Origin of the sequence: Bacillus sp. FSL M8-0166 (genome assembly GCF_038008825.1) — a bacterium.
Lineage (GTDB): Bacteria > Bacillota > Bacilli > Bacillales > Bacillaceae > Bacillus > Bacillus safensis.
Window position 1 is genome coordinate 361,793 of sequence record NZ_JBBOZZ010000001.1, and the last position, 26,472, is coordinate 388,264.

Annotated in this window: 24 protein-coding genes, 1 other RNA gene and 1 other annotated feature; of the genes, 21 read left to right on the top strand and 4 right to left on the bottom strand. The window is 42.8% G+C overall.

What is annotated here, in order from left to right:
- Positions 1-24 precede the first annotated feature (24 nt).
- From queA to yajC, 3 genes are read left to right on the top strand one after another with little or no spacing between them, the layout of a single operon-like run.
- Positions 25-1,053, top strand: coding sequence for a tRNA preQ1(34) S-adenosylmethionine ribosyltransferase-isomerase QueA (queA, locus tag NSS92_RS02025; RefSeq protein ID WP_267587210.1), 1,029 nt, complete (start codon positions 25-27; stop codon positions 1,051-1,053).
- Between the two features lie 31 nt (positions 1,054-1,084).
- Entirely contained in the window at positions 1,085-2,230 is a 1,146-nt protein-coding gene (tgt, locus tag NSS92_RS02030; protein WP_024423141.1) for a tRNA guanosine(34) transglycosylase Tgt, read from the top strand.
- Positions 2,231-2,277: 47 nt separating this feature from the next.
- Positions 2,278-2,544 carry a preprotein translocase subunit YajC gene (yajC, locus tag NSS92_RS02035; RefSeq protein WP_008360993.1) on the top strand — a complete coding sequence of 89 codons (267 nt, stop codon included), beginning with the start codon at positions 2,278-2,280 and terminating at the stop codon, positions 2,542-2,544.
- 49 nt (positions 2,545-2,593) lie between these two features.
- Here yajC and NSS92_RS02040 read toward each other — a convergent pair whose 3' ends face one another.
- Positions 2,594-2,971 (bottom strand): TIGR04086 family membrane protein, encoded by a 378-nt coding sequence (locus NSS92_RS02040; protein ID WP_267587211.1) that lies wholly within the window; start codon positions 2,969-2,971, stop codon positions 2,594-2,596.
- A gap of 152 nt (positions 2,972-3,123) precedes the next feature.
- On the opposite strand from NSS92_RS02040, the gene NSS92_RS02045 reads away from it, so the two are divergent.
- A complete protein-coding gene (locus tag NSS92_RS02045; protein ID WP_267587212.1) occupies positions 3,124-3,786 on the top strand; it encodes a DUF421 domain-containing protein in 663 nt (220 codons plus the stop codon).
- Between the two features lies 1 nt (position 3,787).
- On the opposite strand, the gene spoVB is transcribed toward NSS92_RS02045, so the two are convergent.
- Complete coding sequence (spoVB, locus tag NSS92_RS02050; protein WP_252056383.1) at positions 3,788-5,338, bottom strand: stage V sporulation protein B; 1,551 nt, start codon at positions 5,336-5,338, stop codon at positions 3,788-3,790.
- Positions 5,339-5,454: 116 nt separating this feature from the next.
- Between spoVB and NSS92_RS02055 the strand changes: the two genes are divergently transcribed.
- The 8 genes from NSS92_RS02055 (at position 5,455) to dtd (ending at position 14,903) form a co-directional block, all read left to right on the top strand.
- Positions 5,455-5,751 carry a post-transcriptional regulator gene (locus NSS92_RS02055; RefSeq protein ID WP_003216788.1) on the top strand — a complete coding sequence of 99 codons (297 nt, stop codon included), beginning with the start codon at positions 5,455-5,457 and terminating at the stop codon, positions 5,749-5,751.
- Positions 5,752-5,792: 41 nt separating this feature from the next.
- Positions 5,793-8,021: a protein translocase subunit SecDF gene (gene secDF / locus NSS92_RS02060; protein WP_340866812.1), complete on the top strand. Its 2,229-nt coding sequence runs from the start codon at positions 5,793-5,795 to the stop codon at positions 8,019-8,021.
- 185 nt (positions 8,022-8,206) lie between these two features.
- Positions 8,207-8,695, top strand: coding sequence for a cation:proton antiporter regulatory subunit (locus tag NSS92_RS02065; RefSeq protein WP_267587215.1), 489 nt, complete (start codon positions 8,207-8,209; stop codon positions 8,693-8,695).
- 101 nt (positions 8,696-8,796) lie between these two features.
- Entirely contained in the window at positions 8,797-9,147 is a 351-nt protein-coding gene (locus NSS92_RS02070; protein ID WP_340866813.1) for a LapA family protein, read from the top strand.
- Between the two features lie 81 nt (positions 9,148-9,228).
- A complete protein-coding gene (gene recJ / locus NSS92_RS02075; RefSeq protein WP_340866814.1) occupies positions 9,229-11,553 on the top strand; it encodes a single-stranded-DNA-specific exonuclease RecJ in 2,325 nt (774 codons plus the stop codon).
- A 23-nt stretch (positions 11,554-11,576) separates the two neighbouring features.
- Complete coding sequence (locus NSS92_RS02080) at positions 11,577-12,089, top strand: adenine phosphoribosyltransferase (protein WP_267587217.1); 513 nt, start codon at positions 11,577-11,579, stop codon at positions 12,087-12,089.
- Positions 12,090-12,230: 141 nt separating this feature from the next.
- Positions 12,231-14,441, top strand: coding sequence for a RelA/SpoT family protein (locus NSS92_RS02085; protein WP_340866816.1), 2,211 nt, complete (start codon positions 12,231-12,233; stop codon positions 14,439-14,441).
- Between the two features lie 18 nt (positions 14,442-14,459).
- Complete coding sequence (gene dtd / locus NSS92_RS02090; protein ID WP_267587219.1) at positions 14,460-14,903, top strand: D-aminoacyl-tRNA deacylase; 444 nt, start codon at positions 14,460-14,462, stop codon at positions 14,901-14,903.
- A gap of 97 nt (positions 14,904-15,000) precedes the next feature.
- Here dtd and NSS92_RS02095 read toward each other — a convergent pair whose 3' ends face one another.
- Positions 15,001-16,581: an SH3 domain-containing protein gene (locus NSS92_RS02095; protein WP_445661626.1), complete on the bottom strand. Its 1,581-nt coding sequence runs from the start codon at positions 16,579-16,581 to the stop codon at positions 15,001-15,003.
- Positions 16,582-16,718: 137 nt separating this feature from the next.
- Between NSS92_RS02095 and NSS92_RS02100 the strand changes: the two genes are divergently transcribed.
- From NSS92_RS02100 to NSS92_RS02120, 5 genes are all read left to right on the top strand, one after another.
- A complete protein-coding gene (locus NSS92_RS02100; RefSeq protein ID WP_003216250.1) occupies positions 16,719-16,889 on the top strand; it encodes a YrzK family protein in 171 nt (56 codons plus the stop codon).
- Between the two features lie 58 nt (positions 16,890-16,947).
- Positions 16,948-17,187: a binding site (T-box leader), on the top strand.
- 73 nt (positions 17,188-17,260) lie between these two features.
- A complete protein-coding gene (gene hisS / locus NSS92_RS02105; RefSeq protein WP_340866817.1) occupies positions 17,261-18,535 on the top strand; it encodes a histidine--tRNA ligase in 1,275 nt (424 codons plus the stop codon).
- An 18-nt stretch (positions 18,536-18,553) separates the two neighbouring features.
- On the top strand, positions 18,554-20,332 hold the full coding sequence (aspS, locus tag NSS92_RS02110; protein ID WP_340866818.1) for an aspartate--tRNA ligase: 1,779 nt from the start codon (positions 18,554-18,556) through the stop codon (positions 20,330-20,332).
- A 77-nt stretch (positions 20,333-20,409) separates the two neighbouring features.
- Positions 20,410-20,590, top strand: a non-coding RNA gene (gene ssrS / locus NSS92_RS02115) — 6S RNA.
- A gap of 92 nt (positions 20,591-20,682) precedes the next feature.
- Positions 20,683-21,447 carry a tRNA threonylcarbamoyladenosine dehydratase gene (locus NSS92_RS02120; RefSeq protein WP_024423127.1) on the top strand — a complete coding sequence of 255 codons (765 nt, stop codon included), beginning with the start codon at positions 20,683-20,685 and terminating at the stop codon, positions 21,445-21,447.
- Positions 21,448-21,480: 33 nt separating this feature from the next.
- Here the strand turns inward: NSS92_RS02120 and NSS92_RS02125 are convergent, their stop codons facing one another.
- Entirely contained in the window at positions 21,481-22,746 is a 1,266-nt protein-coding gene (locus NSS92_RS02125) for a replication-associated recombination protein A (RefSeq protein WP_267587222.1), read from the bottom strand.
- Positions 22,747-22,954: 208 nt separating this feature from the next.
- Between NSS92_RS02125 and cymR the strand changes: the two genes are divergently transcribed.
- From cymR to NSS92_RS02145, 4 genes are all read left to right on the top strand, one after another.
- Entirely contained in the window at positions 22,955-23,374 is a 420-nt protein-coding gene (gene cymR / locus NSS92_RS02130; protein ID WP_024423125.1) for a cysteine metabolism transcriptional regulator CymR, read from the top strand.
- 18 nt (positions 23,375-23,392) lie between these two features.
- A complete protein-coding gene (locus NSS92_RS02135) occupies positions 23,393-24,535 on the top strand; it encodes a cysteine desulfurase family protein (RefSeq protein WP_340866821.1) in 1,143 nt (380 codons plus the stop codon).
- 94 nt (positions 24,536-24,629) lie between these two features.
- On the top strand, positions 24,630-25,748 hold the full coding sequence (gene mnmA, locus NSS92_RS02140) for a tRNA 2-thiouridine(34) synthase MnmA (RefSeq protein WP_039180282.1): 1,119 nt from the start codon (positions 24,630-24,632) through the stop codon (positions 25,746-25,748).
- A gap of 61 nt (positions 25,749-25,809) precedes the next feature.
- Positions 25,810-26,463: a tetratricopeptide repeat protein gene (locus NSS92_RS02145; protein ID WP_076840407.1), complete on the top strand. Its 654-nt coding sequence runs from the start codon at positions 25,810-25,812 to the stop codon at positions 26,461-26,463.
- The last annotated feature ends 9 nt before the right edge of the window (positions 26,464-26,472 follow it).

Genomic DNA, 26,472 nt, shown 5'->3' on the forward strand with positions numbered 1-26,472 from the left:
TTAACTACAGAATAGGTGAAGGAAATGAAGCTAGAACTATTTGATTTTGATTTACCAGAAAGATTGATTGCACAAGTGCCGCTTGAACAACGAGATGCATCAAGACTGATGGTCTTAAACAAACAAACGGGTGCGATTACACATGATACATTCTCGCAAATCATCGATTATTTTCAAACGGGTGATTGTCTCGTTCTAAACAATACTCGCGTTCTGCCTGCACGTCTGTTTGGTATGAAAGAGGATACAGGTGCCAAAGTAGAGCTGCTTCTATTGAAACAAGAAGAAGGAGACAACTGGGAAACACTTGTAAAACCAGCCAAACGGGTGAAAAAGGGGACGGTTATCACTTTTGGTGATGGACGGCTCAAAGCGGTATGTACAGAGGAAATGGAACATGGCGGAAGAAAAGTCGAGTTTCAATATACAGGCATTTTTTATGAAGTGCTTGAATCCCTTGGTGAAATGCCGCTGCCTCCATATATTAAAGAGCAGCTGGACGACCGTGAACGCTATCAAACCGTTTATTCAAAAGAGGTTGGCTCCGCTGCTGCGCCAACTGCCGGTCTCCACTTTACAACCGAGCTGCTGGATGCGCTGAAAGCGAAAGGTGTACACATTGCTTTCATTACGCTGCACGTTGGGCTTGGCACATTTCGTCCAGTGAGTGCAGAACGTATTGAAGAACACGAAATGCACGCAGAGTTTTATGAAATGAATGAAGAAACAGCTGATGAGCTTAATCGCGTTCGCAAGGAAGGCGGGCGGATTATTTCAGTCGGCACAACGTCAACAAGAACGCTTGAAACCATTGCAAGTGCACATGATGGTGAGTTCAAAGCCTCAAGCGGCTGGACGTCGATCTTTATTTACCCTGGCTACACATTCAAGGCAATTGATGGCATGATCACGAATTTCCATCTGCCAAAATCCTCGTTAATTATGCTTGTCAGCGCATTAGCTGGACGAGAGCACGTACTAAAAGCGTACAATGAGGCTGTTAAAGAGGAATACCGATTCTTCAGCTTTGGCGATGCCATGCTGATTCAATAACATCATACAACAAAGACAGGAGGGCTCATTTTTGTCGCAATTACCGATACGTTATGAGTTCATTAAATCATGCAAACAAACAGGTGCACGTCTTGGCCGCGTTCATACACCGCACGGCTCCTTTGAAACACCTGTATTTATGCCAGTAGGTACACTGGCTACAGTCAAAACAATGGCGCCTGAAGAATTAAAGGCAATGGATGCAGGCATCATCTTAAGCAATACGTACCACCTATGGCTTCGTCCAGGTCACGATATCGTAAAGGAAGCAGGCGGTCTGCACAAATTTATGAACTGGGATCGAGCAATTCTAACAGATTCAGGCGGATTCCAAGTTTTTTCATTGAGTGAATTTAGAAAAATTGAAGAAGAAGGCGTACACTTCCGTAATCACTTAAATGGAGACAAGCTGTTCCTATCTCCTGAAAAAGCCATGGACATCCAAAATGCACTTGGTTCTGATATTATGATGGCATTTGATGAATGCCCGCCGTATCCTGCAGAGTACGATTATATGAAACGTTCTGTGGAGCGGACAAGCAGATGGGCAGAGCGCTGTCTAACAGCGCACCAGCGTCCTGAGGATCAAGGGCTGTTTGGGATTGTCCAAGGCGGAGAATACGAAGAGCTTCGAAAACAAAGTGCAAAAGACCTTGTTTCACTGGATTTCCCAGGTTACGCCATCGGAGGCTTATCTGTAGGGGAACCAAAAGATGTGATGAATCGTGTACTAGAGTTCACAACACCATTTTTACCGGCAGACAAGCCGAGGTACCTAATGGGTGTCGGCTCGCCAGATTCCTTAATTGACGGCGCCATTCGCGGAGTAGATATGTTCGATTGCGTACTGCCAACGCGAATTGCAAGAAACGGCACCTTGATGACAAGTGAAGGCCGTCTTGTTGTGAAAAATGCAAAATATGAGCGTGACTTTAGACCAATTGATGAAAACTGTGACTGCTATACATGTAAAAACTACACACGCGCCTATATTAGACATCTCATCCGAACAAATGAAACGTTCGGAATTCGATTAACAACTTATCATAATCTTCATTTTCTGTTAAAATTAATGGAGCAAGTGAGAGAAGCTATCCGTGAGGATCGTTTAGGTGATTTTAAAGAAGAGTTTTTTGAGCGTTATGGCTTTAACAAACCGAATGCGAAAAACTTTTAACGCATAAACGAAAGGCTTTACAATGCTTTAGAAAGGGGTGAAATAGAATGGATGGTGGTATGGGTTCAATCATTATGATTGTTGTCATGTTTGCTGTGCTTTACTTCTTGTTAATCCGTCCACAGCAAAAGCAACAGAAAGCTGTGCGTCAGATGCAGCAATCTTTATCAAAAGGCGATAAAATCGTCACAATCGGTGGTTTACACGGTGAAATCGACTCAATTGATGAATCAAAAGTGGTCATCAAAACAAGCGAAAACAACCGTTTAACTTTCGATCGTCGTGCTATTAGAGAATTAGCTGACAAAGGCTAATCCTCCGATACATAGCCATAAAAAAAGAGCGATAAGATCCGCTCTTTTTTTATTTGCCTCGAAGATTGACGCCAATCATTCCTCCCAGCATACAAATGCCTAAAAATGCCCCATGATAGATGAACTGCTCTGGTGAAAACGTTTTTCCAAACCCCAAATATTGAAATAGAAATACAGTGAGGGAAAAGATGATAGACGTGACCGCACCAATCAGCCAGCCGCGCTCCTTTGCTTTCCCTCCAGAAATGATGCCTCCTAATAAAAGGGCAGCAAAGGACAAAATCATAATCATCCATTTAAATGATGTTTCCTGCATACTTGTGAATGTAAGCATGAGCGACACAAGTAAACTTGTGACAACCATCACAACAAAAATGGCAATTAAGCCGGATAAAATTCCTTTTCCAATTTGTTTCGTTTCCTGCATGTAGATTCGTCTCCTCTCCAATTGAACGAAGCTTGTCTTTTACTAAAATGTATTCACAGTGAAGAAAAAATAGACATGTTTCAGACGTTTCTTTTCTACATAAATAAAGTGTTTTGACACAAGCTATGTTGGAGAAGGAGGGTTTACATCACATGCAGGACATCTTGATCATTTCCATGAGAACCATCATTTTATATTTTCTTATTTGGTTTATTTTTCGATTAATGGGAAAAAGGGAAATTGGCGAGCTGAGTATTTTAGATTTAGTCATTTTTATGATGATCGCTGAAATTGCAGTTCTCGCCATAGAAGAAGTAGAGGATCGCATGTTACATACGGTATGGCCAATCCTGCTGTTAACCTTCATTCAAATCACACTTGCCTATTTCTCATTGAAATTCCAAGGTGTCCGGCGCTTTCTTGACGGCAAACCGGCCTTACTCATCATTAATGGGAAAATAGACGAGGGTGCAATGAGAAAACAGCGATACAATTTTGATGACCTGCTCATTCAATTAAGAGAAAATAACATCGACAGCATTCAGGATGTCTCTTACGCCATTTTAGAGCCGTCTGGAAAGCTCGCCGTTGTCGAAAAAGAAAACAAGAGCAAACATGCAGCGCTTGAGCTTCCACTTATTGCGGACGGTGTAGTGCAGCATGACCACCTTAAGCAAATCAATCAAAATGAACAGTGGCTGAAAGATGAGCTTGCTAAAAGAGGCTATCATGATTTCGATCAAATCTCTTACTGCAGCTTTAATCAAAAAACGTTTTATATTGATTTGAAAGATGAAGTGATTAAAAAGAGATGAGTTAAAACAGCTTCCCGATGAACGGGATGCGGCGCAGCTCTTCTCGTTTCACTAGGCCAAGGCAGATTAGTAGAATGACATACAGCGTGCACGTAACAAAGATGAGTGTCACAAGTTCAAGAGGAGCAGAAAAGAGTCCGTTTACTTGAGACTTCAGCCAAAGGCTGACAGCCCCCGTACCGATAATCACAAGGACGCATAGCCCATATTCCTTTAATGGTAAATGAATAGGCAGCACTTTTCCAACAGTTGCCGCATGGAGCAGCGTGACAAGGATGATGCCGATTAATATCGCAAGTGCTGCGCCCATAATGCCAAAGCCAGGCTGGGAAGCAAGGACAAAAATCATCCCTGTTTTCACAATTGCACCTATCAGGCTGTTGGTCATCGCCGCACCAGCTAAATTGAGTGCTTGAAGCACGGCTTGAAGGGGCCCCTGGAAATAATATAGAAGGAAAAATGGTGCCATGAATTTCACATAAATGGCCGCGTGCGATGAACCATACATAAAGAGCGTTAAATCTTCTGCGTAAACGAAAAGAATAATACATGAAATGCCTCCGCTGAGTAAACAAAGGCGCATCGCCTGCTTCAAGCGGTATTCGACCGTTTTACGTTTGTTCTGCTCCATTCCTTCACTGATCGCCGGAACTAATGCAGTGGAGAGTGAATACGTAATAAAACTAGGCAGTGTCAAAAGGGTCAGGGCAAGACCAGTCAACTCCCCGTACTGCCTTGTCGCCTCTACAGCCGCATAACCAGCAATGGCAAGACTTTGCGCGACAACAATCGGCTCTAAAAACCACGAAATATTCCCGATAAAACGGCTGCCTGTTGTTGGCAGGGCAATGCTCATCAGCTGCTTAAACGTGTCCTTCCCGTCATGAATCGCCTTAAAAAATCGTTTTCGAATACGAATGGTCTTTTTATAGCGAAAGGCGATCAGTAAGTAAGCAAGTGAAATCATCTCTCCAATCACAGATGAAATCATCGCACCTGCTGCCGCAAATTCAATCCCATAAGGAAGGAAAGCCGTTGTACATACCGCCACTAGTGAAATTCTTGCGACCTGTTCCAGAACTTGAGACATCGCAAGCGGGCTCATTTGCTGTCTGCCCTGGAAATAGCCTCTTAACACACTGGAAATGGCGATGACTGGTACGACGGGTGTAATGGCAAGCAGTGGATAGACCGTTCTAGGATCAGTCAGCATATTTTCTGCCATGATAGGCGCAAACCATAAAAAAAGCGGCGTGAATATCAGGCTGAGTGTTCCTGTTATCGCAAGGGACATGACCAGAATACGTTTTGTTTTCTGTTTGTCACCCCGGGCTTCTGCTTCTGCAACAAGCTTACTAATAGCGACAGGCAGTCCGAATTGCGTGAGCGTCACGGCGAGAAAAAAGGTAGGTGCAGCCATCATATAAAGCCCGACCCCTTCTTCGCCAATGAACCTCGCAATGACAATTCGATTGACAAAACCCAATATTCTCGTGATAAAACCTGCTAAAATTAAAATGATGGTTCCCTTTAAAAACGTTTGCTTCGTCAAATCACAGATCACCTGCCTTCTCAAACGACATAGAATCATATACAATAAGATATGCGTGTATATCGTCCAAGCATGACAAGTCTCTCGATAAAAAACTGAAAAGGGGGAGCTACGCAATGACACAACACCCAGCTGCTATATACAAAGACCATTTAAAGCCTTTTCTGTTCAGTAAGCTTGAAGAATTCATCGTTTTGGGCTATAAAGATGTAGATTTAGAGGAATTATGGTCATACTTAGAGAATAAGAAGTGGAAGAAAAAACAAGAGTATCCAATTCATGAAATGGTTGCAGATATTTTATCTGTGAAAATAGGCGAATTTATGAACTATGCAACCGTTCAGTCGTTTAAAACGTCTGCTTTTTTGGACAGTGAAGATGGCAAGAATATGCTTGATGAACTGTTGAAATAAGCCATCTTAATGGATTCAGGTGTTTAAGGAGGAAATACATAATGAAAAAAGGGCGCATTCTTGCGTTTTTCTTAGTGGTTCTGTTAATTGGAACTGGCGTAGGCTTACTCACAAAGCCTGTTGCGAAAGATATAACGCTAGGGCTGGATTTACAGGGTGGATTTGAAGTCCTGTATGATGTACATCCAGTGAAAAAAGAGGACAAGATCACAAATAGTGTTCTCGTTAGTACAGTGGAAGCTCTTAACCGAAGAGCAAACGTGCTAGGTGTAAGTGAGCCGAACATCTCGATTGAAGGCAACAACCGTATCCGCGTGCAGCTTGCAGGCGTAAAAGATCAAAACAGAGCAAGGGAAATTCTTTCCACTGAAGCGCAGCTGTCCTTCAGAGATACGAATGATAAAGAGCTCCTAAACGGGGCTGACCTAGTCGAAAACAGTGCAAAACAAACATTCAGTCAAACGAATGAGCCGATTGTGACGGTTAAACTAAAGGATGCGAAAAAATTTGGTGACGTCACAAGAAAAGTAGCAGCTATGGCACCAAATAATCAGCTTGTCATTTGGCTTGATTATCACAAAGGAGATTCCTTCAAAAAAGAAGTCTCAAAATCAAACCACAAGTATGTATCTGCACCAAATGTGAATCAAGAGATTAACAGCAGTGACGTACAAATTGAAGGAAAGTTTACTGTCCAAGAGGCAAAAGACCTTGCAAGTATTTTAAATGCCGGGGCATTGCCAGTAAAATTAACAGAAAAATATTCAACATCTGTGAGTGCACAGTTTGGTGAACAAGCACTGAACGAAACAGTGTTCGCAGGAATTGTAGGAATCGCATTTATCTTCTTATTCATGCTGCTTTATTACCGATTACCTGGTCTTATAGCTATCATCACACTCTCAGCTTATATCTACATTACGCTGCAAGTGTTTGACTGGATGGGCGCGGTCATGACACTGCCTGGAATTGCCGCACTTATTCTAGGGGTAGGGATGGCTGTCGATGCCAACATTATTACTTATGAGCGGATCAAAGAAGAGCTGAAGCTCGGCAAATCTGTCCGTTCTGCTTTCAGGTCAGGGAACCGCAGATCATTTGCGACCATCTTTGATGCAAACTTAACAAGTATTATTGCCGGCGGAGTGCTGTTCTTCTTCGGGACAAGCTCTGTAAAAGGATTTGCAACGATGCTCATCCTCTCAATTTTAACAAGCTTTATCACAGCTGTTTTCCTATCAAGATTCCTTCTTGGACTTCTTGTTGAAAGCCGCTATCTTGACCGCAAAAAAGGCTGGTTTGGTGTCCGCAAAAAAGACATCATGAATATCCACGAAACAACAGAAAATACCGAACCGAAAACGCCATTTGATAAATGGGATTTCGTCAGCAAACGTAAAGGCTTTATGATTTTCTCAATAGCTGTTACCATTGCGGGAATCATCGTCCTTTCGATCTTCAAGCTCAATGCTGGTATTGACTTTGCTAGTGGAACGAGAATTGATGTTCAAAGCGATCACAAGCTGACAACTGCACAAGTAGAGCAAGACTTTAAAAAGCTTGGTCTTGAAGCAGACAGTGTTGTGCTGTCAGGGCAAAAAGAAAATCAGGCAGCTGTTCGATTTGTCGGGGTGCCGAACAAAGAAAAAATCGCTGAAGTGAAGGATTACTTCAATGATAAATATGGCACTGAGCCAAACGTAAGTACAGTATCACCGACTGTCGGAAAAGAACTTGCCCGTAATGCGCTATATGCCATCATCATTGCTTCCATCGGGATCATTTTATATGTATCCGTCCGTTTTGAGTATAAGATGGCGATTGCGGCGATTATCTCACTGCTATACGATGCATTCTTTATTGTCGCCTTCTTTAGTATTACGCGCTTAGAGGTGGATGTCACCTTCATTGCCGCGATCCTCACGGTCATTGGGTACTCGATCAACGACACGATCGTTACCTTCGACAGGGTTCGTGAGCAAATGAAGAAACGTAAACCGAAAACCATTGAAGACCTATCGTACATTGTGAACTTAAGCTTACAGCAAACCTTTACGCGATCTGTCAACACGGTGCTGACTGTACTTGTCGTTGTTGTCGCACTGCTTATCTTCGGATCAGCGTCGATTACAAACTTCTCCATCGCCTTACTTGTCGGCTTATTAACAGGGGTGTACTCATCCCTTTATATCGCGGCACAAATTTGGCTGATGTGGAAAGGCCGTGAGCTGAAAAAACCAGCTAAGATAGATACAAATCAAGATATTTAATCTAGAGAGGCTGCCTTTTTGGCAGTCTTTTTCTACGGTTTTTCTGAAAATAAGACGATTTGAAAAAACATTTTGGGTTTCATTGATCTTGAAATGGTCTTTTGCTATAATGACATACGTTTAGATCAGTATAGAAAGCAAGTGTCTGTTTAGGGCATTTGGCTTTATTCATTGGAGGGGCTGTTATGAAGGTTCGGGAAACTGAACTGCCAGGTATCGGTCATAAAGCCGAAATGATCACAAGAAATAATGAGAAGCTTGCCATCATTACACATGATGACGGCAGAAGAGAAATGTATCATTTTCAGGAGGACGACCATGAAGAAACGATTTCTGGCATCCTGCTAAACGATGAAGAAGCAAGACAAATCGCGGCTATTTTAGGCGGTATGGTCTATAAGCCGAAAGCGCTTGAAACCGTAGAGGTAGCCATTGATGAACTGATGATTGAATGGTTTAAAATTGAAAAGAATGCACCAGCTGTTCAAAGAAGCATCGGTGACCTCAATGTTCGCCAAAACTATCAAGTAACAGTCATCGCCATTGTGAGAAAGTCACATGAGAAGATTTTAAATCCAGGACCAGATACCATCATCGAAGAAGGGGATACCCTTGTCATTTCTGGAGAAAGAAAAGAATTAAAGAACCTGATTAAAGAAAAACTCAGCAGCTGATGATGCCCACGCTGATAGGTTTTCTTCCACTGCTTTCTTTCGGTGTTTAAAAAAGGCAGTGAAAAGGGAAGAATAAAAGAAAAAGCTTGGGGGATTTGTAGATGAACAAACAACAATGGACCATCATACTCGCATTTATTTTCGTATTAATTGTCTCAGTATTTGCCGTGATTAATGTACGGCCTGTCGAGGTAGATTACTTATTTGGAACGGCTGAATGGCCGCTGATCCTTGTCATTATTGGTTCTGTTTTAATGGGCGGACTGATTGTGGCATTTGCAGGGATCTTCCAAATTGTGAAACTGAAACGTGAACTAAAAGCATTAAAAGCTCAGCGTGCAGCCGCTGCACCTGCTGCTTCGACGAAAAAGGCAGACAAAGATCTTCAAAAGAAAACGCATGTCACGCCTTTAAAAGAACAGCCAGCAACATTTGACCGGAAGGAAAAATAATCTTCCAGCACAATTTCATAAAATAAAAATTGAAACCCCTCAGGCCACTCTAGTATAATAGTGTGGTTGAGGGGTGAATTTATGTTATTATCCAAAATGCGCTGGGAATATGAACATCCAAGCGAAGAAAAAGTGAAATCACTCTCTGAAAATCTGAATATTTCAGCGCTGACTGCATCGCTTCTCGTAAAAAGAGGACTTGAAGAAGTAGAAGAGGCGAGGTCTTTTTTATTTGATCAAAAAGCCGAATTTCATGATCCATTTCTATTAAAAGGAATGAAAGAAGCAGTAGAGCGCATCAACAAAGCGATCGAAGAGCAGGAATCGATTGTGATCTTCGGAGACTATGATGCAGATGGTGTGACAAGTACGGCTGTACTTTTACATACATTAAAAGAGCGGTCTGCGATAGTAGACTTTTATATTCCAGATCGATTTAAAGAAGGCTATGGGCCTAATGAACAGGCATTTCGATATATCAAGGAGCAAGGAGCATCGCTTGTCATCACGGTCGATACAGGCATTGCTGCTGTAAATGAAGCACGTATTGCAAAAGAAATAGGGTTAGACCTAATCATTACAGATCACCATGAACCAAGTGAGGAGCTGCCTGAGGCACTTGCCATTGTCCATCCTAAGCAGCCGGGCTGTGAGTATCCCTTTAAAGAACTTGCTGGTGTAGGTGTGGCGTTTAAAGTGGCGCATGCACTTCTTGGGAAGCTGCCAGTTCAGCTGTTAGATCTTGCAGCAATCGGGACAATCGCGGATCTTGTACCGCTTCATGATGAGAATAGGTGGCTCGCCAAAAAAGGCCTTGTGCAGCTTCGACAGTCGAATAGACCGGGGCTGAAAGCGTTATTGAAAGAAGCGGGAGCCACTCTAGAAGAAGCAAGCGAGGAAACGGTCGGCTTTCAAATTGCGCCAAGGCTGAATGCTGTAGGGCGAATTGAACAGGCTGATCCTGCCGTTCATCTTCTTATGACTGAGGATAAGGATGAAGCAGAAGAGCTCGCTCGTTTTGTACAGGAACTGAATAAAGAACGTCAAAAGATTGTCAGTACGATCACAGAAGAAGCCATTCAAATGGTGGAAGAAACGCCTGATGACCAGTCTGCGATCGTTGTAGCGAAAGCTGGCTGGAATCCGGGCGTTGTCGGAATTGTTGCCTCTAAATTGACGGATACTTTTTCTCGTCCGGCGATTGTGCTTGGAATAGACGAAGAGACGCAAATGGCAAAAGGATCAGCCCGGAGTATTCCTGGCTTCGATCTATTTTTCCATCTAAGCAAATGCCGCGACATCCTCCCCCATTTCGGCGGGCACCCGATGGCAGCAGGGATGACACTTCGAGCGGATGATGTCGCTTTACTAAGGGAAAGATTAAATCAATATGCAAATGAAACATTGACGGAAGAAGATTTCATTCCAATTCAGCGGGTCGATGCCGTGTGCAAGGTAGACGAATTGACGGTTGAAGCGATTGAAGAAGCGGGGATGCTGTCACCATTCGGTATGTCAAACCCAAAACCGTTCATTATGATTGAAGATGCGAAGCTTGAAGATATCCGAACGATTGGGGCAAATCATAACCATATTAAAATGTCTCTGAAAGACGAAGACAAGCTGCTTGACTGTGTCGGTTTTCACCAAGGGAAATTAAAAGAAGAAATTGTTCCAGGAAGCCGCATTTCCGTGATTGGAGAAATGTCCGTCAATGAATGGAATAACCGGAAGAAGCCCCAGCTGATGCTAAAAGATGCACGAGTTGATGAATGGCAGCTGTTTGATCTGCGCGGGAAAATGGATTGGGAGAAGAAAGTTTCGACGCTTGATTCAGAAAAATCTTTGGTTGTCTGTTTTGATGAAGCAACAAAACAGGACGTCGATATCCCCATTCATCATGTTCATGCAGAAAATGTATCAACGTTTGATTTACAGGGCAAATATGTGGTCTTTGCGGATGTTCCCGCAGATGAGCAATTGCTGAAGCAGCTCTTAGAAAATCAAAAGCCTGCCAGAATTTATACGGTTTTTCAAAGAAAAGAAGATCATTTTATGTCCTCTTTCCCAAGCCGTGACCAATTCAAATGGTTTTATGGGTTCTTGTTTAAACGGGGAAGTTTTCCTATCAAAGAACAAGGAATGGACCTTGCCAAACATAGAGGCTGGACAAAAGATACAATCATTTTTATGACAAAGGTGTTTTTTGAACTCGGTTTTGTTAAAATAGAGAATGGTGTGCTGTCAATAGTACTTGATGCGCCTAAAAAAGATTTAACGGCATCAGCGTCCTATACAGCAAAACAACGATTGATGGAACTCGATCAAACACTAACATATTCCTCAGCTAAAGAGCTGAAGGAATGGCTGAATAGCATAATGAGCGAAGTCTCACCTGTGCTTTGACGTACGAGGAGGAAAAGGAAAAGATGGATTTAAAACAATATGTGACAGTTGTACCTGACTACCCAAAGGAAGGTGTACAATTTAAAGATATTACAACGTTAATGGATAAAGGCGAAGTGTACCGTTATGCAACGGATCAAATCGTTGAATACGCGAAGGAAAGAGATATTGATCTCATTGTTGGACCTGAAGCGCGTGGATTCATTATTGGCTGCCCTGTAGCATACGCACTTGGTGTAGGTTTTGCACCGGTTCGTAAAGAAGGAAAGCTTCCTCGTGAAGTCGTTAAAGTCGATTACGGCTTGGAATATGGTAAAGATGTATTAACGATTCATAAAGATGCGATTCGTCCTGGTCAGCGTGTCCTGATTACAGATGACTTACTTGCGACTGGTGGAACAATTGAAGCGTCCATTAAGCTTGTAGAGGAATTAGGCGGCGTTGTGGCAGGGATTGCATTTTTGATTGAACTGACGTATCTGGACGGCAGAAAGAAGCTTGACGGCTACGACATCATGACGTTAATGCAATACTAATGGAGTTTTCGTAAAAAGCACTCAGTAAGAAGGGTGCTTTTTTCCTATCAAAAATCTTTTAGCGGACTTCTTCTCTTTACATCTATCGAATTTTTCTTGATAATAAACTACAATACAGTTTTCATTTAAAAAGGTGATTCCATGGCGAACGAACAAGTTTTAACGGCGCAGCAGGTCATTGACAAGGCAAGAGAATACCTGTCCGCTGAACATATTCAATTTATAGAGCGAGCATATGAATATGCTGAAAATGCACACAAGGAGCAATACCGGAAATCTGGTGAGCCCTATATTATCCATCCAATTCAAGTGGCGGGCATTCTTGTTGACCTTGAAATGGACCCATCAACCATTGCAGGCGGTTTCCTGCACGATGTAGTTGAGGATACAGATGTGACATTACAGGATTTAAAAGAGCATTTTAACGAGGAAGTAGCAATGCTTGTTGATGGTGTCACAAAGCTCGGGAAGATTAAATATAAATCACAAGAAGAACAGCAGGCCGAAAACCATCGAAAAATGTTTGTTGCAATGGCGCAGGATATTCGCGTGATCTTGATTAAGCTGGCAGACCGCCTTCATAATATGAGAACGCTCAAACATCTTCCGCAGGAAAAGCAGCGGAGAATTTCAAATGAAACACTTGAAATCTTTGCACCGCTTGCGCACAGATTAGGGATTTCAAAGATTAAGTGGGAGCTTGAAGATACAGCACTCCGCTATTTAAATCCGCAGCAATATTACCGGATTGTGAATCTGATGAAGCGCAAACGAGCGGAACGTGAGGAATACTTGGACGAGGTCGTCAATGAAGTGAAAGACCGCGTGTCTGAGGTGAACATCAAGGCCGAATTTTCCGGCAGACCAAAACATATTTATAGTATTTATCGCAAAATGGTCTTGCAAAATAAGCAGTTTAATGAAATTTATGATCTGCTTGCCGTTCGTATTTTGGTTGACAGCATTAAAGACTGTTATGCCGTGCTCGGGATTATCCATACATGCTGGAAGCCGATGCCAGGCAGGTTTAAGGATTATATCGCGATGCCAAAGCCGAACATGTACCAGTCTCTTCATACAACGGTGATTGGGCCAAAAGGCGATCCGCTTGAAGTACAGATCCGTACAGTGGAAATGCATGAAATTGCAGAATACGGGATTGCGGCACACTGGGCATACAAAGAAGGCAAAGAGTCAGTAGAATCAACGGAAGAAGCGGTCTTCCAAAAGAAGCTCTCTTGGTTTAGAGAAATTCTTGAGTTCCAAAATGAATCCACAGATGCAGAAGAATTTATGGAGTCGTTAAAGATCGATCTCTTCTCTGATATGGTGTTTGTATTTACACCAAAAGGAGACGTCATTGAACTGCCGTCGGGCTCAGTTCCGATTGATTTCTCTTACCGGATTCACTCGGAAATTGGGAATAAAACGATCGGTGCCAAGGTCAATGGCAAAATGGTCACACTCGATCACAAACTAAAAACAGGTGACATTATTGAAATTCTGACATCAAAGCACAGCTACGGGCCAAGTCAGGATTGGGTCAAGCTTGCCCAAACCTCCCAAGCGAAGCACAAGATCAGACAGTTTTTCAAAAAACAGCGCCGTGAAGAAAATGTCGAAAAAGGCCGAGAGCTCGTGGAAAAAGAAATCAAAAACCTTGAGTTTGACGTCAAAGACATTCTGACAGCAGAAAACCTGCAAAAAGTGGCTGACAAATTTAACTTTTCAAACGAAGAGGACATGTATGCAGCAGTTGGATATAACGGCATTACTGCACTACAGGTCGCCAATCGTTTAACGGAAAAAGAAAGAAAACAAAGAGATCAAGAAGAGCAAGAGAAAACCGTTCAAGAAGTGACGGTGGAGCCAAAGACGTATCACGGGAAAAAACGGGAAGCTGGCGTAAGGGTCAAAGGAATTGATAACCTGCTTGTCCGCTTATCTAAGTGCTGTAATCCTGTTCCTGGTGATAGCATTGTCGGTTTTATTACGAAGGGCCGAGGCGTATCTGTTCACCGCGACGACTGTCCGAACGTGAAGACAGGAGAAGCGCAGGAGCGGTTAATTCCCGTCGAGTGGGAGCATGAGCAGCCTGCTCAAAACCGTAAAGAATACAATGTGGAAATTGAAATATTAGGATATGATAGACGCGGCTTACTCAATGAGGTGCTTCAAGCAGTCAACGAAACCAAAACGAACATCTCCTCTGTTTCTGGGAAGTCTGATCGTAACAAAGTGGCGACGATCCATATGGCGATCTTTATCCAAAATATTAATCATTTGCACAAAGTGGTCGAACGCATTAAACAAATCAAAGACATTTACTCTGTTCGCCGATTCATGAATTAGAAAGGAAGTATATCGTCTATGAGGCTTGTTGTGCAGCGTGTGACAAATGCATCTGTGAAGGTAGAAGAAGAGATCACAGGTGCCATCAACGAAGGATATATGGTGCTTGTTGGTGTCACACACGAAGATACTGAAGAAGATGTGCTTTATTTAGCTGAGAAGCTTGCACATTTACGTATTTTTGAAGATGAAAATGGGAAAATGAATCGTTCATTATTGGACATAAAAGGAAGTGTTCTGTCTGTATCACAATTTACCCTTTATGGTGATACGAGAAAGGGCAGACGGCCGAATTTTATGAAAGCCGCCAAGCCCGATGCAGCCAACTCGCTTTATGAATGTTTCAATAAAACCCTTATAGAAAAAGGCATTCATGTAGAAACTGGCCGTTTTGGCGCGATGATGGACGTGTCATTGACCAATTCAGGGCCAGTCACGATCTTGATGGACAGCAAAGAATAGATTCTCTTTAGACTGTAGATGAACTCATGCGGGAGTTTGTTTAGAGTCTTTTTCTTTTGCGGATAAACAAAAAAGAGGCGCAGCGGCCTCTTTCTTTTTAACGAAAATATTGTTTTAATCCTTCAGTCATTCCTTCTGTGACTCGTTCTTGGTAAGAGGCGCTATAAATGATCGCTTCCTCCTGAGGATTGCTTAAATACCCGAGTTCATACAAAAGGGAAGGGCGTTTGTTTTCTCTTAAAACAAAGTAATCTCCGAATTTGACACCCTTATCAGGGATTTGAGAGCGTTTTGCGACTTCGGAATGAACGCTTGACGCTAATTGCTGATCTTTTGCTGCTTGATAATAATACGCGGTACTTCCTCTAACACTTTGATCCATAAAACTATCATAATGAAGACTAATAAATGCATCTGCATTTCGGTAATGAGATGTTGCCACCCTTGATTGAAGGCTGATAAAGGTATCATCACTTCTTGTTAAATATACATTTGCACCAGAAGCCCTTAATTTGCCTGCAAGTAAATTGGCGGTTTTGATGGTGATGTTCTTTTCAAAAGCACCGTCTGCGCCAATTGTGCCGCTGTCTTTTCCGCCATGACCAGGATCAAGAACAATCGTTTTTCCTTTTAAAGAACCAGTTCCAGACGATGAATCCTGCTGAGGTCTTGGCGCTTCGCTGCTATTTTTCTTCGTTTGAACGACCCAGCTCGCCACATAGCCAGTTCCACCGTTTGATAGTGTCACCTCGTACCAGTCACCTTGCGTCCGAACGATTTGATAGGCAGCTCCTTTGGTTGCTCTTTCTGCAATCCCAGCAGAGGTAGAAGCGCTTTTTCGAATGTTGGTGCCGTCATAGACAATGTACGCTTTTTGCTCAGAAGCCGAAGAGGATGAACTCTTTTCAGGTGCAGAGCCTGCTCCTTTGCCTGTGACAATGTAATAGCTTGCAACCCAGCCTTTTACGCCTTTCCCCTCAATTTCATACCAGCCGTTCTGCTCTCGCAAAATGGTGATCTGTGTGTTGCGGGCAAGTGAAGCGACGACTTGTGCATTTGGTGCGGCCGATTGCCTTACATTCAAGCTCGATACGCCAACTGTGCCTGTCTGGTTAGAGCGAGAGGACCCGCCGGAGCTTGATTGAGAAGTTTTCTGACCCCCTGAAACATAATCAGAGTGAACCCAGCCTTCTGCTTGTTTATACGAAATTTTCGTCCATTCGCCACTTGTCTCGAGCTTTTTAGCGGAAGCGCCTTGCGGGAAAGTACCAATCACTTGATAGGAAGTCCCAGGGCCTGTCCGGATGCGAAGGTCGGAAGCTGTCGATGTAATTGTACTGCCTCCAGCCTTGCTTTGACCTTGCGCCTTTGGTTTCGCGGATTTTTGAGCGCCGGATGATGTGGTGATCAGCCATGAGACGACCCAGCCTTTTTGTCCGTTTGATAATTGGATCTGCACCCATTCTCCTTGTTCAGTGAGAATGGGATAACTTTCGCCGCGTTTTACAACAGCTGCGATTCCATAGCTTAAACCAGGGCCCGTTCTCACATTGATTTCATCAGTTGCGACCACAGCTTGATCTGTTTGTGCTGTAACATGTGTCATAGGCAAAGAACTGGCGATGAGAACAAAACAAGTAAGCAGCATCATCATTTGATTGTGTTTTTTCAGATTCAAAACGGTGTTTTCCCCTCCCTTGTAAAACCGATGAATGTTAATTCGTTATGTAGTGGATGAATTCCTTGCAGTTTCCCTAATAAAAATGAATCAATCTGTTTATACTAAATAAAAATGTGATAAAAGGATGTACAAACATGAGATTAAGCAGAAAATTAGGACGAGTGCAATATAATGGACATCGTGATATCGACCGCTGGCAGCACGACGAAATGGATCAGCCAGGCTTCCTTGAAGAAACCGCATCTGAATACGGATGTACGTCAAAAGAAGAGCTGGAAAAGAAAAAGAGGCACGGCAAGGGTTGACAGAGTGGCAGCACCGACCTTATTATAATATAAATCAACACACTTGAAAATTTAAAATGTGGAACTGATGATAGAGAATAGTAGGGTAAATTGCGTGAGCAGAGAGGAATCGCCTTAGGCTGAAAGCGAATCCGCATGGCATTTATCACGAAAGAACACTCTGTAGGTTTCCTGCTGAACGCTCTAAAAATGAGTCAATAGGCGGAGAACGTGAATCTGCGTTAAGGATTTGAGCGGGAACATGGCTGGATCATGTTCCAACTAGGGTGGCACCACGGGTATAACTCTCGTCCCTACTATACACATAGTAGAGGCGGGGGTTTTTTATATGTCCACATAAAAAATGAATGATGGTCGTAGGAGGACGAAAAATGAGTTTTAATATTCCAAGAGGCACACAGGATATTTTACCTGGAGAGTCAGAACGCTGGCAGTATGTTGAACAAATTGCGAGAGATACATGTGCAGCCTTTCAATACAAAGAAATCCGCACACCGATTTTTGAGCATACAGAGCTGTTTGCACGGGGAGTAGGCGAATCAACTGATATCGTTCAAAAAGAGATGTACACATTTGAAGATAAAAAAGGACGCAGCATCACTCTTCGTCCAGAGGGAACAGCTTCAACCGTCCGTTCTTATGTTGAAAATAAATTGTTTGCACAGCCGGCTCAGCCAACAAAGCTGTATTACATCGGACCAATGTTCCGCTATGAACGTCCGCAAACAGGAAGATATCGTCAATTTTATCAATTTGGGATTGAAGCGATTGGTTCCAAAGATCCTGCCATTGATGCTGAGGTCATTTCGCTTGCGATGAGTGTGTATGAGAAAGCAGGTCTTTCTAACTTAAAACTCGTCATTAACAGCCTTGGTGACAAAGAGAGCCGTGCAGACTACCGCAAAGCACTGGTCGAGCACTTTGAGCCAAGAATTGATGAATTCTGTCATGACTGTCAAACGCGTTTACATCAAAATCCGCTGCGTATTCTTGATTGTAAAAAGGATCGTGATCACGAACTGATGGCAACAGCTCCATCCATTCAAGATTTCTTAAATGAAGAATCGCGGACGTATTTTGAAAAGGTCAAACAATACTTATCAAATATAGGCATTGAGTATGTCGTTGATCCAAATTTAGTACGCGGTCTTGATTACTACAATCACACAGCATTTGAGATCATGAGTAATGCAGAAGGCTTTGGTGCGATCACAACATTAGCCGGCGGCGGCCGTTATGATGGGCTCGTTGAAGGAATTGGCGGTCCTGAATCACCAGGGATCGGATTTGCGATGAGTATCGAGCGTTTCCTTTCAGCGATCGATGCTGAAGGAATTGAGCTTCCTCTGCAAGATGGTATTGATCTATACATTGCTGCACTTGGAGATGAAGCGAAGGATTATTCTGTTTCATTATTAAACCGTCTGAGAAAAGAAGGTATCTCAAGTGAAATGGACTATACAGGGAAGAAACTAAAAGGACAATTTAAAGCGGCTGATCGATTAAAAGCCAAATTTATTGCAGTTCTTGGTGAAGATGAACTTGCGCAGCAAATTGTGAATGTGAAAGATACGACAACGGGTGAACAAATTGAAGTGAAGCTTGATGAGCTGCTTCAAATGCTGAAGGCCCACCAGAAAGCGTAAAGAAGGAGTGGAATGTTTGTGTTTGGTAGAACTTTTTATTGTGGAGAAGTAACAGAAGATCAAATTGGTCAGTCAGTTGTATTAAAAGGATGGGTTCAAAAAAGGCGTGACCTAGGCGGATTAATCTTTATTGATTTGCGCGATCGTACAGGGATTGTACAAGTTGTCTTTAATCCAGACCTATCAAAAGAGGCGCTTGAGACAGCAGAATCAATTCGTAATGAATATGTCATTGATATTAAAGGAACGGTTGTCGCAAGAGAAGAAGCAACGATCAACCCAAATTTAAAAACGGGTAAAATTGAAATTCAAGTCGAAACGGTCACCGTTTTAAATGAAGCAAAGACTCCTCCATTTGTGATTTCAGACCAAGCAGACGAGGTATCAGAAGATGTGCGTTTAAAATATCGTTATCTAGATCTTCGCCGCCCTGCAATGTTTGAAACAATGAAAATGCGACATGAAGTCACAAAAGCATTCCGCCATTTCTTAGACGACAACGGCTTTCTAGACATTGAAACACCAATTTTAACGAAAAGTACGCCAGAAGGCGCGCGTGACTATCTTGTTCCAAGCCGTGTACACGAGGGAGAATTTTATGCACTGCCTCAGTCTCCGCAATTATTTAAACAATTGCTGATGGTTTCTGGAATGGACCGTTATTATCAAATTGCCCGCTGTTTTAGAGATGAAGACTTGCGTGCTGACCGTCAGCCTGAATTTACACAAGTCGATATTGAAATGTCCTTTATGAGTCAAGAGGACATCATGACGCTTGCTGAAGAGATGATGGCGAAGGTGATGAAAGATGTCAAAGGTGTAGACCTTACATTGCCATTACCTCGTATGACATATGATGAAGCGATGAATTCTTATGGATCTGATAAGCCGGATACTCGCTTTGAGATGAAGCTAGTGAACATTTCAGACACGGTAAAAGACTCAGATTTCAAAGTGTTTAGCGGAGCTGTGAAAAATGGTGGAGCTGTGAAAGCCATCAATGTAAAAGGGGCTGCAGCGAACTACTCAAGAAAAGACATTGATGCACTTGGTGCATTTGCTGCGAACTACGGTGCAAAAGGTCTAGCTTGGCTAAAAGCAGAAGGGACTGAATTAAAAGGTCCGATCGCTAAATTCTTTGATGAAGCAAAGCAAGCTGAATTAAAAGAACAGCTGCAAGTTGAAGAAGGCGACCTTTTACTCTTTGTTGCAGATAAGACGTCTGTTGTCCATGATGCGCTTGGTGCACTTCGCTTAAAACTTGGTAAAGAGCTTGAACTGATCGATGAGTCTGTATTCAATTTCTTATGGGTTGTCGATTGGCCGCTGCTTGAAAAAGATGAAGAAGAAGGCCGCTTCTATGCTGCTCATCATCCATTCACAATGCCAGTTCGCGATGATCTTGAATTAATTGAAACAAGCCCAGAAGACATGAAGGCACAGGCTTACGATCTTGTGCTGAATGGCTACGAGCTTGGCGGAGGTTCTATTCGTATTTTCGAAAAGGACATTCAAGAAAAAATGTTTGGTTTACTTGGTTTTTCAAAAGAAGAGGCTTACGAACAATTTGGCTTCCTGTTGGATGCTTTTGAGCATGGTGTTCCTCCGCATGGCGGAATCGCGCTGGGGCTTGATCGTTTAGTCATGCTGCTTGCAGGCCGCTCTAACTTAAGAGATACGATTGCATTCCCTAAAACGGCAAGTGCGAGCTGCGTTCTTACAGATGCCCCTGGCCATGTGAGCGAGGCGCAGCTTGATGAGCTGAGTTTAGCGATTAAAACAAAAGTAAAACAGTAAAATAGGCGCATGTTTATAGGCATGTAAACGCTTGAAAAAGCAACATGCCTATGATATGCTTTCATCAATCAATAAATAAAGTCCTGATACGTACGGTGGTTACCTAGTTTTGACCGAACATTTTTTTATACGGGAGCTTGCCTTTCCTTTCTGCATAAATGCCTCTTTAGAGGACTTATAAAGTCAGGAAGAAAGCACCCACCTGCATGGTGCGGGGTTCAAAACGAAGGAAATGCTGGCGGCGTCATCGGGACTTTTTTGTGTTTTTTTCTTTTAGAGAAGGATGACGGAGAAGTCTGAATATGATATGATTCTTTCGATTCATTTTAAATAAAGGTGGAGTGAGGCACTTGTTACATCAGTTTTCAAGAAACGAGCTTGCCATTGGCAAGGAAGGCTTAAATATACTAAAAAACAGTACAGTTGCAGTGCTTGGTGTGGGCGGCGTTGGTTCATTCGCAGTAGAGGCACTCGCTCGTTCAGGCGTTGGCCGTATTGTTCTTGTTGATAAAGATGATATTGATATTACAAATGTGAACCGGCAGCTTCCAGCATTGCTATCAACAGTTGGCCAGCCAAAAGTTGACTTAATGCAGGCGAGAATCGCTGATATTAATCCAGAATGTGAAGTTGTTGCGCTGAAGATGTTTTATACAGAGGAAACATACGAGCAATTTTTTGAGTATCCGCTTGATTATGTCATTGATGCCTCAGATACCATTCACTATAAAATTCATTTAATGAAAGAGTGTCTGAAACGAGGTGTGAACATCATTTCAAGTATGGGAGCTGCGAACAAAACAGATCCGACACGCTTCAAAATCGATGATATTTCAAAAACACATACCGATCCTATTGCAAAAGTTGTGAGAACACGTCTGCGTAAGGAAGGGATTCGTAAAGGAATTGAAGTCATTTTCTCTGACGAAAGTCCGATTGTCATTCGTGAAGATGTCAGAAAAGAAGTTGGAAATGATGAAGCGAAGATTCGCAAGGCACAAATGCCGCCATCATCCAATGCATTCGTTCCGTCTGTTGCCGGGCTGATCATGGGTGGTCATGTGATTATGAAGCTTTTAAAAGATATTCCGATTACACGTGTGAAGGATAAATAAACAGCCCGCCTGCTAATATGCAGGGGGCTTTTTTTATTTTTGGCGTTTTAAATTCTCATAGACCTGTTTCAATGCACCTTCAAATTTCCCGGTTTGCTTCGGTACATAGTATTGCTTGTTTTTCAGCGGATCAGGTAAATATTGCTGCTTCACCCAGCCGTTTTCGTAATCATGTGGGTATAAGTAATCGACACCTCTTCCGAGTGCTGTGGCGCCTTTGTAGTGAGCATCCTTTAAATGAACTGGAACTTCACCAATTTTCCCTGTACGAATGTCACCAAGTGCCGCATCAATCGCCTTATATGCTGAATTGGACTTAGGGGAAAGACACAGCTCAATCACTGCGTTCGCCAGCGGAATACGTGCTTCTGGGAAACCGACTCTTTCTGCTGTTTGTACTGCGCTTAACACGCGGGGGCCTGCCTGCGGACTGGCTAAACCAATGTCCTCGTAAGCCATCACGAGTAATCTTCTTGAAATGCTTTCAAGGTCTCCTGCTTCGATCAGTCTGGCAAGGTAATGCAGCGCCGCATCTGTATCAGATCCTCTTATGGATTTTTGAAAAGCCGAGAGGACATCATAATGAGCATCACCATTCTTGTCATGTGAGAAGCTCTTTTTTTGTAAACATTCTTCTGCTGCGGCAAGAGTGATTTGGATATGCCCAGTCTCATCAGCTTTTGTCGATAAGACAGCGAGTTCTAGTGCATTTAAAGCAGAACGCACGTCTCCTCCGCATCCATTGGCAAAATGATTCATCGCTTCATCGTCCACTGTCACCTCATAACCGCCAAGACCGCGATGTTCATCCTGTAAGGCTCTTGTTAACGCAGCTTTGATTTGCTCTGTTTCAAGCGGCTTCAGCTCGAATATTTGTGTCCGGCTTCGGATGGCAGGATTGATCGCATGATAGGGATTAGCCGTCGTTGCGCCAATTAAAATGATCATGCCATTTTCTAAATAAGGAAGAAGAAAATCCTGTTTTCCTTTATCAAGCCGGTGGACTTCGTCTAAAATAAGGATCACCTGGCCGCTCATTTTTGCTTCAGCGGCGACAGCTTCCATATCCTTTTTGTTATGAATGACCGCATTCAACGTACGAAAAGCAATGCTTGTACTGCCAGCGATCGCGGTCGCAATCGATGTTTTGCCGATACCCGGCGGTCCGTATAAAATCATCGAGGATAAATGTTTTGCCTCGACCATTCGTCTAATAATTTGACCTTCTCCAACAAGATGCTCCTGCCCAATAATGTCTTCAATATGACTCGGGCGCATCCGGTACGCTAAAGGTTTCATAATTATCTCTCCTATAGCAATGTCTTGTTTGTATAGAGTACCGAAATTTCTTCAAATAGAAAAGGGATGCGTCCTCCTATTATGCTCAGTACCCGTAAATGAAAGTTGGCTGAAAGTATGATATAATTGCTTTTGGTCTATATATCAGCGTATATGAAATCAGAAAAATAATTGATGACATAGAATAGAAAACGCAGAGGTGTTTAACTTGAAAATATCAACTAAAGGCAGATATGGTCTGACGATCATGATCGAATTAGCCAAAAAACATGGCGAAGGTCCTACATCATTAAAATCAATCGCTCAAAACAATGATTTGTCTGAGCATTATTTAGAACAGCTTGTATCACCACTCCGCAATGCCCGTCTTGTAAAAAGTATCCGCGGTGCGTATGGCGGCTATGTTCTTGCACATGAACCAAATGAGATCACAGCAGGTGATATTATTCGTGTATTAGAAGGACCAATTAGTCCTGTTGAAGTCATCGAAAACGAAGAACCAGCAAAGCGTGAACTATGGATTCGTATTCGTGATGCAGTAAAAGACGTACTAGACAATACAACTCTTGAAGACTTGGCAAGCTACACAGATGACGGGGATCAAGACTCGTATATGTTCTATATTTAGATCAGAGGTGTACCGGAAATGGAACGAATCTATTTAGATCATGCGGCCACAACGCCGATGGATCAGCGTATTGTGGACAAGATGATGCCGTACTTTACAGAGATATTTGGCAATCCCTCTAGTATTCATTCATATGGGCGCGAGGCAAGAAAGTGGCTCGATGAAGCAAGAGAAGTCATTGCAGGAGAATTACACTGTAAACCGCAGGAAATCATCCTCACAAGCGGTGGAACCGAGGCGGACAACCTGGCGATCACAGGTGTTGCCATGGCAAGACAGCATGAAGGAAAACATATCATCACAGTGAAAACAGAGCATCATGCGGTGCTGCATACATGTGAACATCTAGAGAAGCTAGGATTTGAAGTAACATATTTAGATGTGGACGAAACTGGATTGATTCATCTGGATCAATTAAAACAAGCATTAAGAGAAGATACGATTCTTGTGACCATCATGTACGGCAATAATGAAACAGGTGTGATTCAGCCAATCAAAGCCATTGGCGAACTTCTGCGTGATCACAGTGCTCATTTTCATACAGACGCAGTGCAGGCGTTTGGCACAGTGTCCATTGATGCAGCAGATCTCCATATTGATCTTTTATCTGCTTCTGGCCATAAGCTGAATGGTCCGATGGGAACTGGCTTTTTATATGTAAACGAAGGCGTGAAACTTTCTCCGCAAATTTTCGGAGGGGAACAAGAAAGAAAGCGCCGTGCTGGCACTGAAAATGTGGCAGGAATTGTTGGGCTTGCAGAAGCTGTTCAATTAACGAAGCAAAATAGAAGAGAAAAAGCGACGCATTATGGTAAGCTCAAAGAAACCATGCTGCAAGTATTCGAAGAGGAATCACTCAATTTCTCTATTAATGGACATCCGAAAGAGACATTGCCACACATATTAAATGTTCATTTCCCGGGCGTCTCCATTGAATCGCTGCTTGTGAATTTAGATATGGAAGGGATTGCTGTTTCAAGCGGATCGGCATGTACGGCTGGATCTGTCCTTCCTTCGCACGTGTTAAGCGCCATGTATGGCGAAGAAGCAAAAGAGCTGACGTCCTCAGTCAGAATAAGCTTCGGTCTTGGGAATGAAGAGGATCATGTGAAGCAGGCGGCACGTAAGATAGCGGCTGTTGTCAAACGCCTAGCTAAATAAATGATTCCTTTTGTTCGTGTGTGAAAAATGAAACAGCGAAGCACCTGAAGAACGAAACGCACATGTTGTTTCATTGAAATTGGAGTTGATGAAGATGACAAAAAGACCAGAAGATACAAGAGTTGTGGTCGGTATGTCCGGAGGAGTCGATTCATCAGTTGCCGCTCTTATGCTAAAGGAGCAAGGCTATGATGTCATCGGCATATTTATGAAAAACTGGGATGACACTGATGAAAATGGTGTTTGCACAGCAACGGAAGACTATGAGGATGTCATCCGCGTATGCAACCAAATTGGAATCCCTTATTATGCAGTGAATTTCGAGAAGCAATATTGGGACAAAGTGTTTCAATATTTCCTTGATGAATATAAAGCGGGCAGAACGCCAAACCCAGATGTCATGTGTAACAAAGAAATTAAGTTCAAGGCATTCCTTGAACATGCATTGTCACTTGGTGCGGATTATTTGGCAACAGGCCACTATGCCCGTGTTGATCGAACAGGCGATGAAGTCAAAATGCTGCGAGGTCTTGATGCAAACAAAGACCAAACGTATTTCTTAAATCAGCTGACTCAGGAACAACTTGATAAAGTTATGTTCCCAATCGGTGATTTAGAGAAAAAAAGGGTTCGTGAATTGGCAAAAGAAGCAGAGCTCGCAACAGCAACGAAAAAAGATTCAACAGGTATTTGCTTTATTGGAGAAAGAAATTTTAAAACGTTCCTCAGTCAATATTTGCCTGCACAGCCTGGTGTGATGCAGACAATGGACGGAGAAGTAAAAGGGGAGCATGATGGACTGATGTATTACACGATCGGTCAGCGCCAAGGACTTGGCATTGGCGGCAGCGGTGATCCTTGGTTTGTCGTTGGGAAAGACTTAGAGAAAAATATCTTGTTTGTTGAACAAGGCTTCCACAATCCACTTTTATACTCTGAAAGCATTTCAGCCGTTAATATCAGCTGGACTCGTCCTCATATTGTCGGAGAAAACGGTGAATTAACTTGCACAGCAAAATTCAGATACCGTCAAGAAGATCACCATGTGAAGGTCAAAATGACAGGTGAGCAAGAAGCGATGGTTATCTTTGATGAACCTGTTCGTGCTGTTACCCCGGGACAAGCGGTTGTTTTTTATGACGGCGACGAATGTCTTGGCGGCGGGACAATTGACGATGTCTTCAAGGATGGTCAAAAGCTATCGTATGTGTAACATGTTTTCAAAACCTCAACATCGCTGTTGAGGTTTTTTAATGAAAGGATGAGAAGAGCGAATGAATTATAACGAAATCGGCATAGAAGCCTTGAATCAAGGGAATATCGAAAAAGCAGCTGAAGCTTTTACAAAAGCGATCGAAGAAAGCCCGAAGGACCCGGTTCCATATATTAACTTTGCGAACTTACTTTCAAGTATCAATGAATTTGAACGTGCTTTAAACTTCTTTCAAAAAGCAATTGAACTTGATCATACCGCAGCTGCAGCCTATTATGGAGCAGGAAATGTGTATACATTAAAAGAAGACTTTATGAAAGCGAAAGACTACTTTGAACAAGCACTAAAAGCGGGCATGGAAAATAGTGATTTGTTTTATATGCTCGGGCAGACGCTCATTAAATTAGAGCAGCCAAAGCTTGCGATGCCGTACCTTCAGCGTGCCGTTGAACTAAACGAAGAAGATAATGAAGCAAGATTTCAATTTGGCATGTGCTTAGCCAATGAACACATGCTGGAAGAAGCGGTGACAACTTTTACTGAAGTCATCACGCGTGATCCGCAGCATGCAGATGCCTTTTATAATTTAGGGGTTGCGTATGCGTACTTAGAGAAAAAAGACGAAGCACTTGAGATGCTGGGTAAAGCCATTGACGTGCAGCCTGACCATATGCTGGCACTACATGCGCAAAAGCTGATTCAAGAGGCAGAATAGATGGAAGGA

What these genes read in the sequence shown, in the direction of transcription:
- hisS (WP_340866817.1), top strand. Translation starts at nt 17,261, where the DNA reads ATGAGTTTTAATATTCCAAGAGGCACACAGGATATTTTACCTGGAGAG.
- NSS92_RS02080 (WP_267587217.1), top strand. Translation starts at nt 11,577, where the DNA reads ATGGATTTAAAACAATATGTGACAGTTGTACCTGACTACCCAAAGGAA.
- NSS92_RS02065 (WP_267587215.1), top strand. Translation starts at nt 8,207, where the DNA reads ATGAAGGTTCGGGAAACTGAACTGCCAGGTATCGGTCATAAAGCCGAA.
- NSS92_RS02125 (WP_267587222.1), bottom strand. Translation starts at nt 22,746, where the DNA reads ATGAAACCTTTAGCGTACCGGATGCGCCCGAGTCATATTGAAGACATT.
- NSS92_RS02135 (WP_340866821.1), top strand. Translation starts at nt 23,393, where the DNA reads ATGGAACGAATCTATTTAGATCATGCGGCCACAACGCCGATGGATCAG.
- NSS92_RS02085 (WP_340866816.1), top strand. Translation starts at nt 12,231, where the DNA reads ATGGCGAACGAACAAGTTTTAACGGCGCAGCAGGTCATTGACAAGGCA.
- dtd (WP_267587219.1), top strand. Translation starts at nt 14,460, where the DNA reads ATGAGGCTTGTTGTGCAGCGTGTGACAAATGCATCTGTGAAGGTAGAA.
- NSS92_RS02070 (WP_340866813.1), top strand. Translation starts at nt 8,797, where the DNA reads ATGAACAAACAACAATGGACCATCATACTCGCATTTATTTTCGTATTA.
- secDF (WP_340866812.1), top strand. Translation starts at nt 5,793, where the DNA reads ATGAAAAAAGGGCGCATTCTTGCGTTTTTCTTAGTGGTTCTGTTAATT.
- yajC (WP_008360993.1), top strand. Translation starts at nt 2,278, where the DNA reads ATGGATGGTGGTATGGGTTCAATCATTATGATTGTTGTCATGTTTGCT.
- NSS92_RS02055 (WP_003216788.1), top strand. Translation starts at nt 5,455, where the DNA reads ATGACACAACACCCAGCTGCTATATACAAAGACCATTTAAAGCCTTTT.
- NSS92_RS02045 (WP_267587212.1), top strand. Translation starts at nt 3,124, where the DNA reads ATGCAGGACATCTTGATCATTTCCATGAGAACCATCATTTTATATTTT.
- NSS92_RS02100 (WP_003216250.1), top strand. Translation starts at nt 16,719, where the DNA reads ATGAGATTAAGCAGAAAATTAGGACGAGTGCAATATAATGGACATCGT.
- NSS92_RS02145 (WP_076840407.1), top strand. Translation starts at nt 25,810, where the DNA reads ATGAATTATAACGAAATCGGCATAGAAGCCTTGAATCAAGGGAATATC.
- recJ (WP_340866814.1), top strand. Translation starts at nt 9,229, where the DNA reads ATGTTATTATCCAAAATGCGCTGGGAATATGAACATCCAAGCGAAGAA.
- queA (WP_267587210.1), top strand. Translation starts at nt 25, where the DNA reads ATGAAGCTAGAACTATTTGATTTTGATTTACCAGAAAGATTGATTGCA.
- NSS92_RS02040 (WP_267587211.1), bottom strand. Translation starts at nt 2,971, where the DNA reads ATGCAGGAAACGAAACAAATTGGAAAAGGAATTTTATCCGGCTTAATT.
- mnmA (WP_039180282.1), top strand. Translation starts at nt 24,630, where the DNA reads ATGACAAAAAGACCAGAAGATACAAGAGTTGTGGTCGGTATGTCCGGA.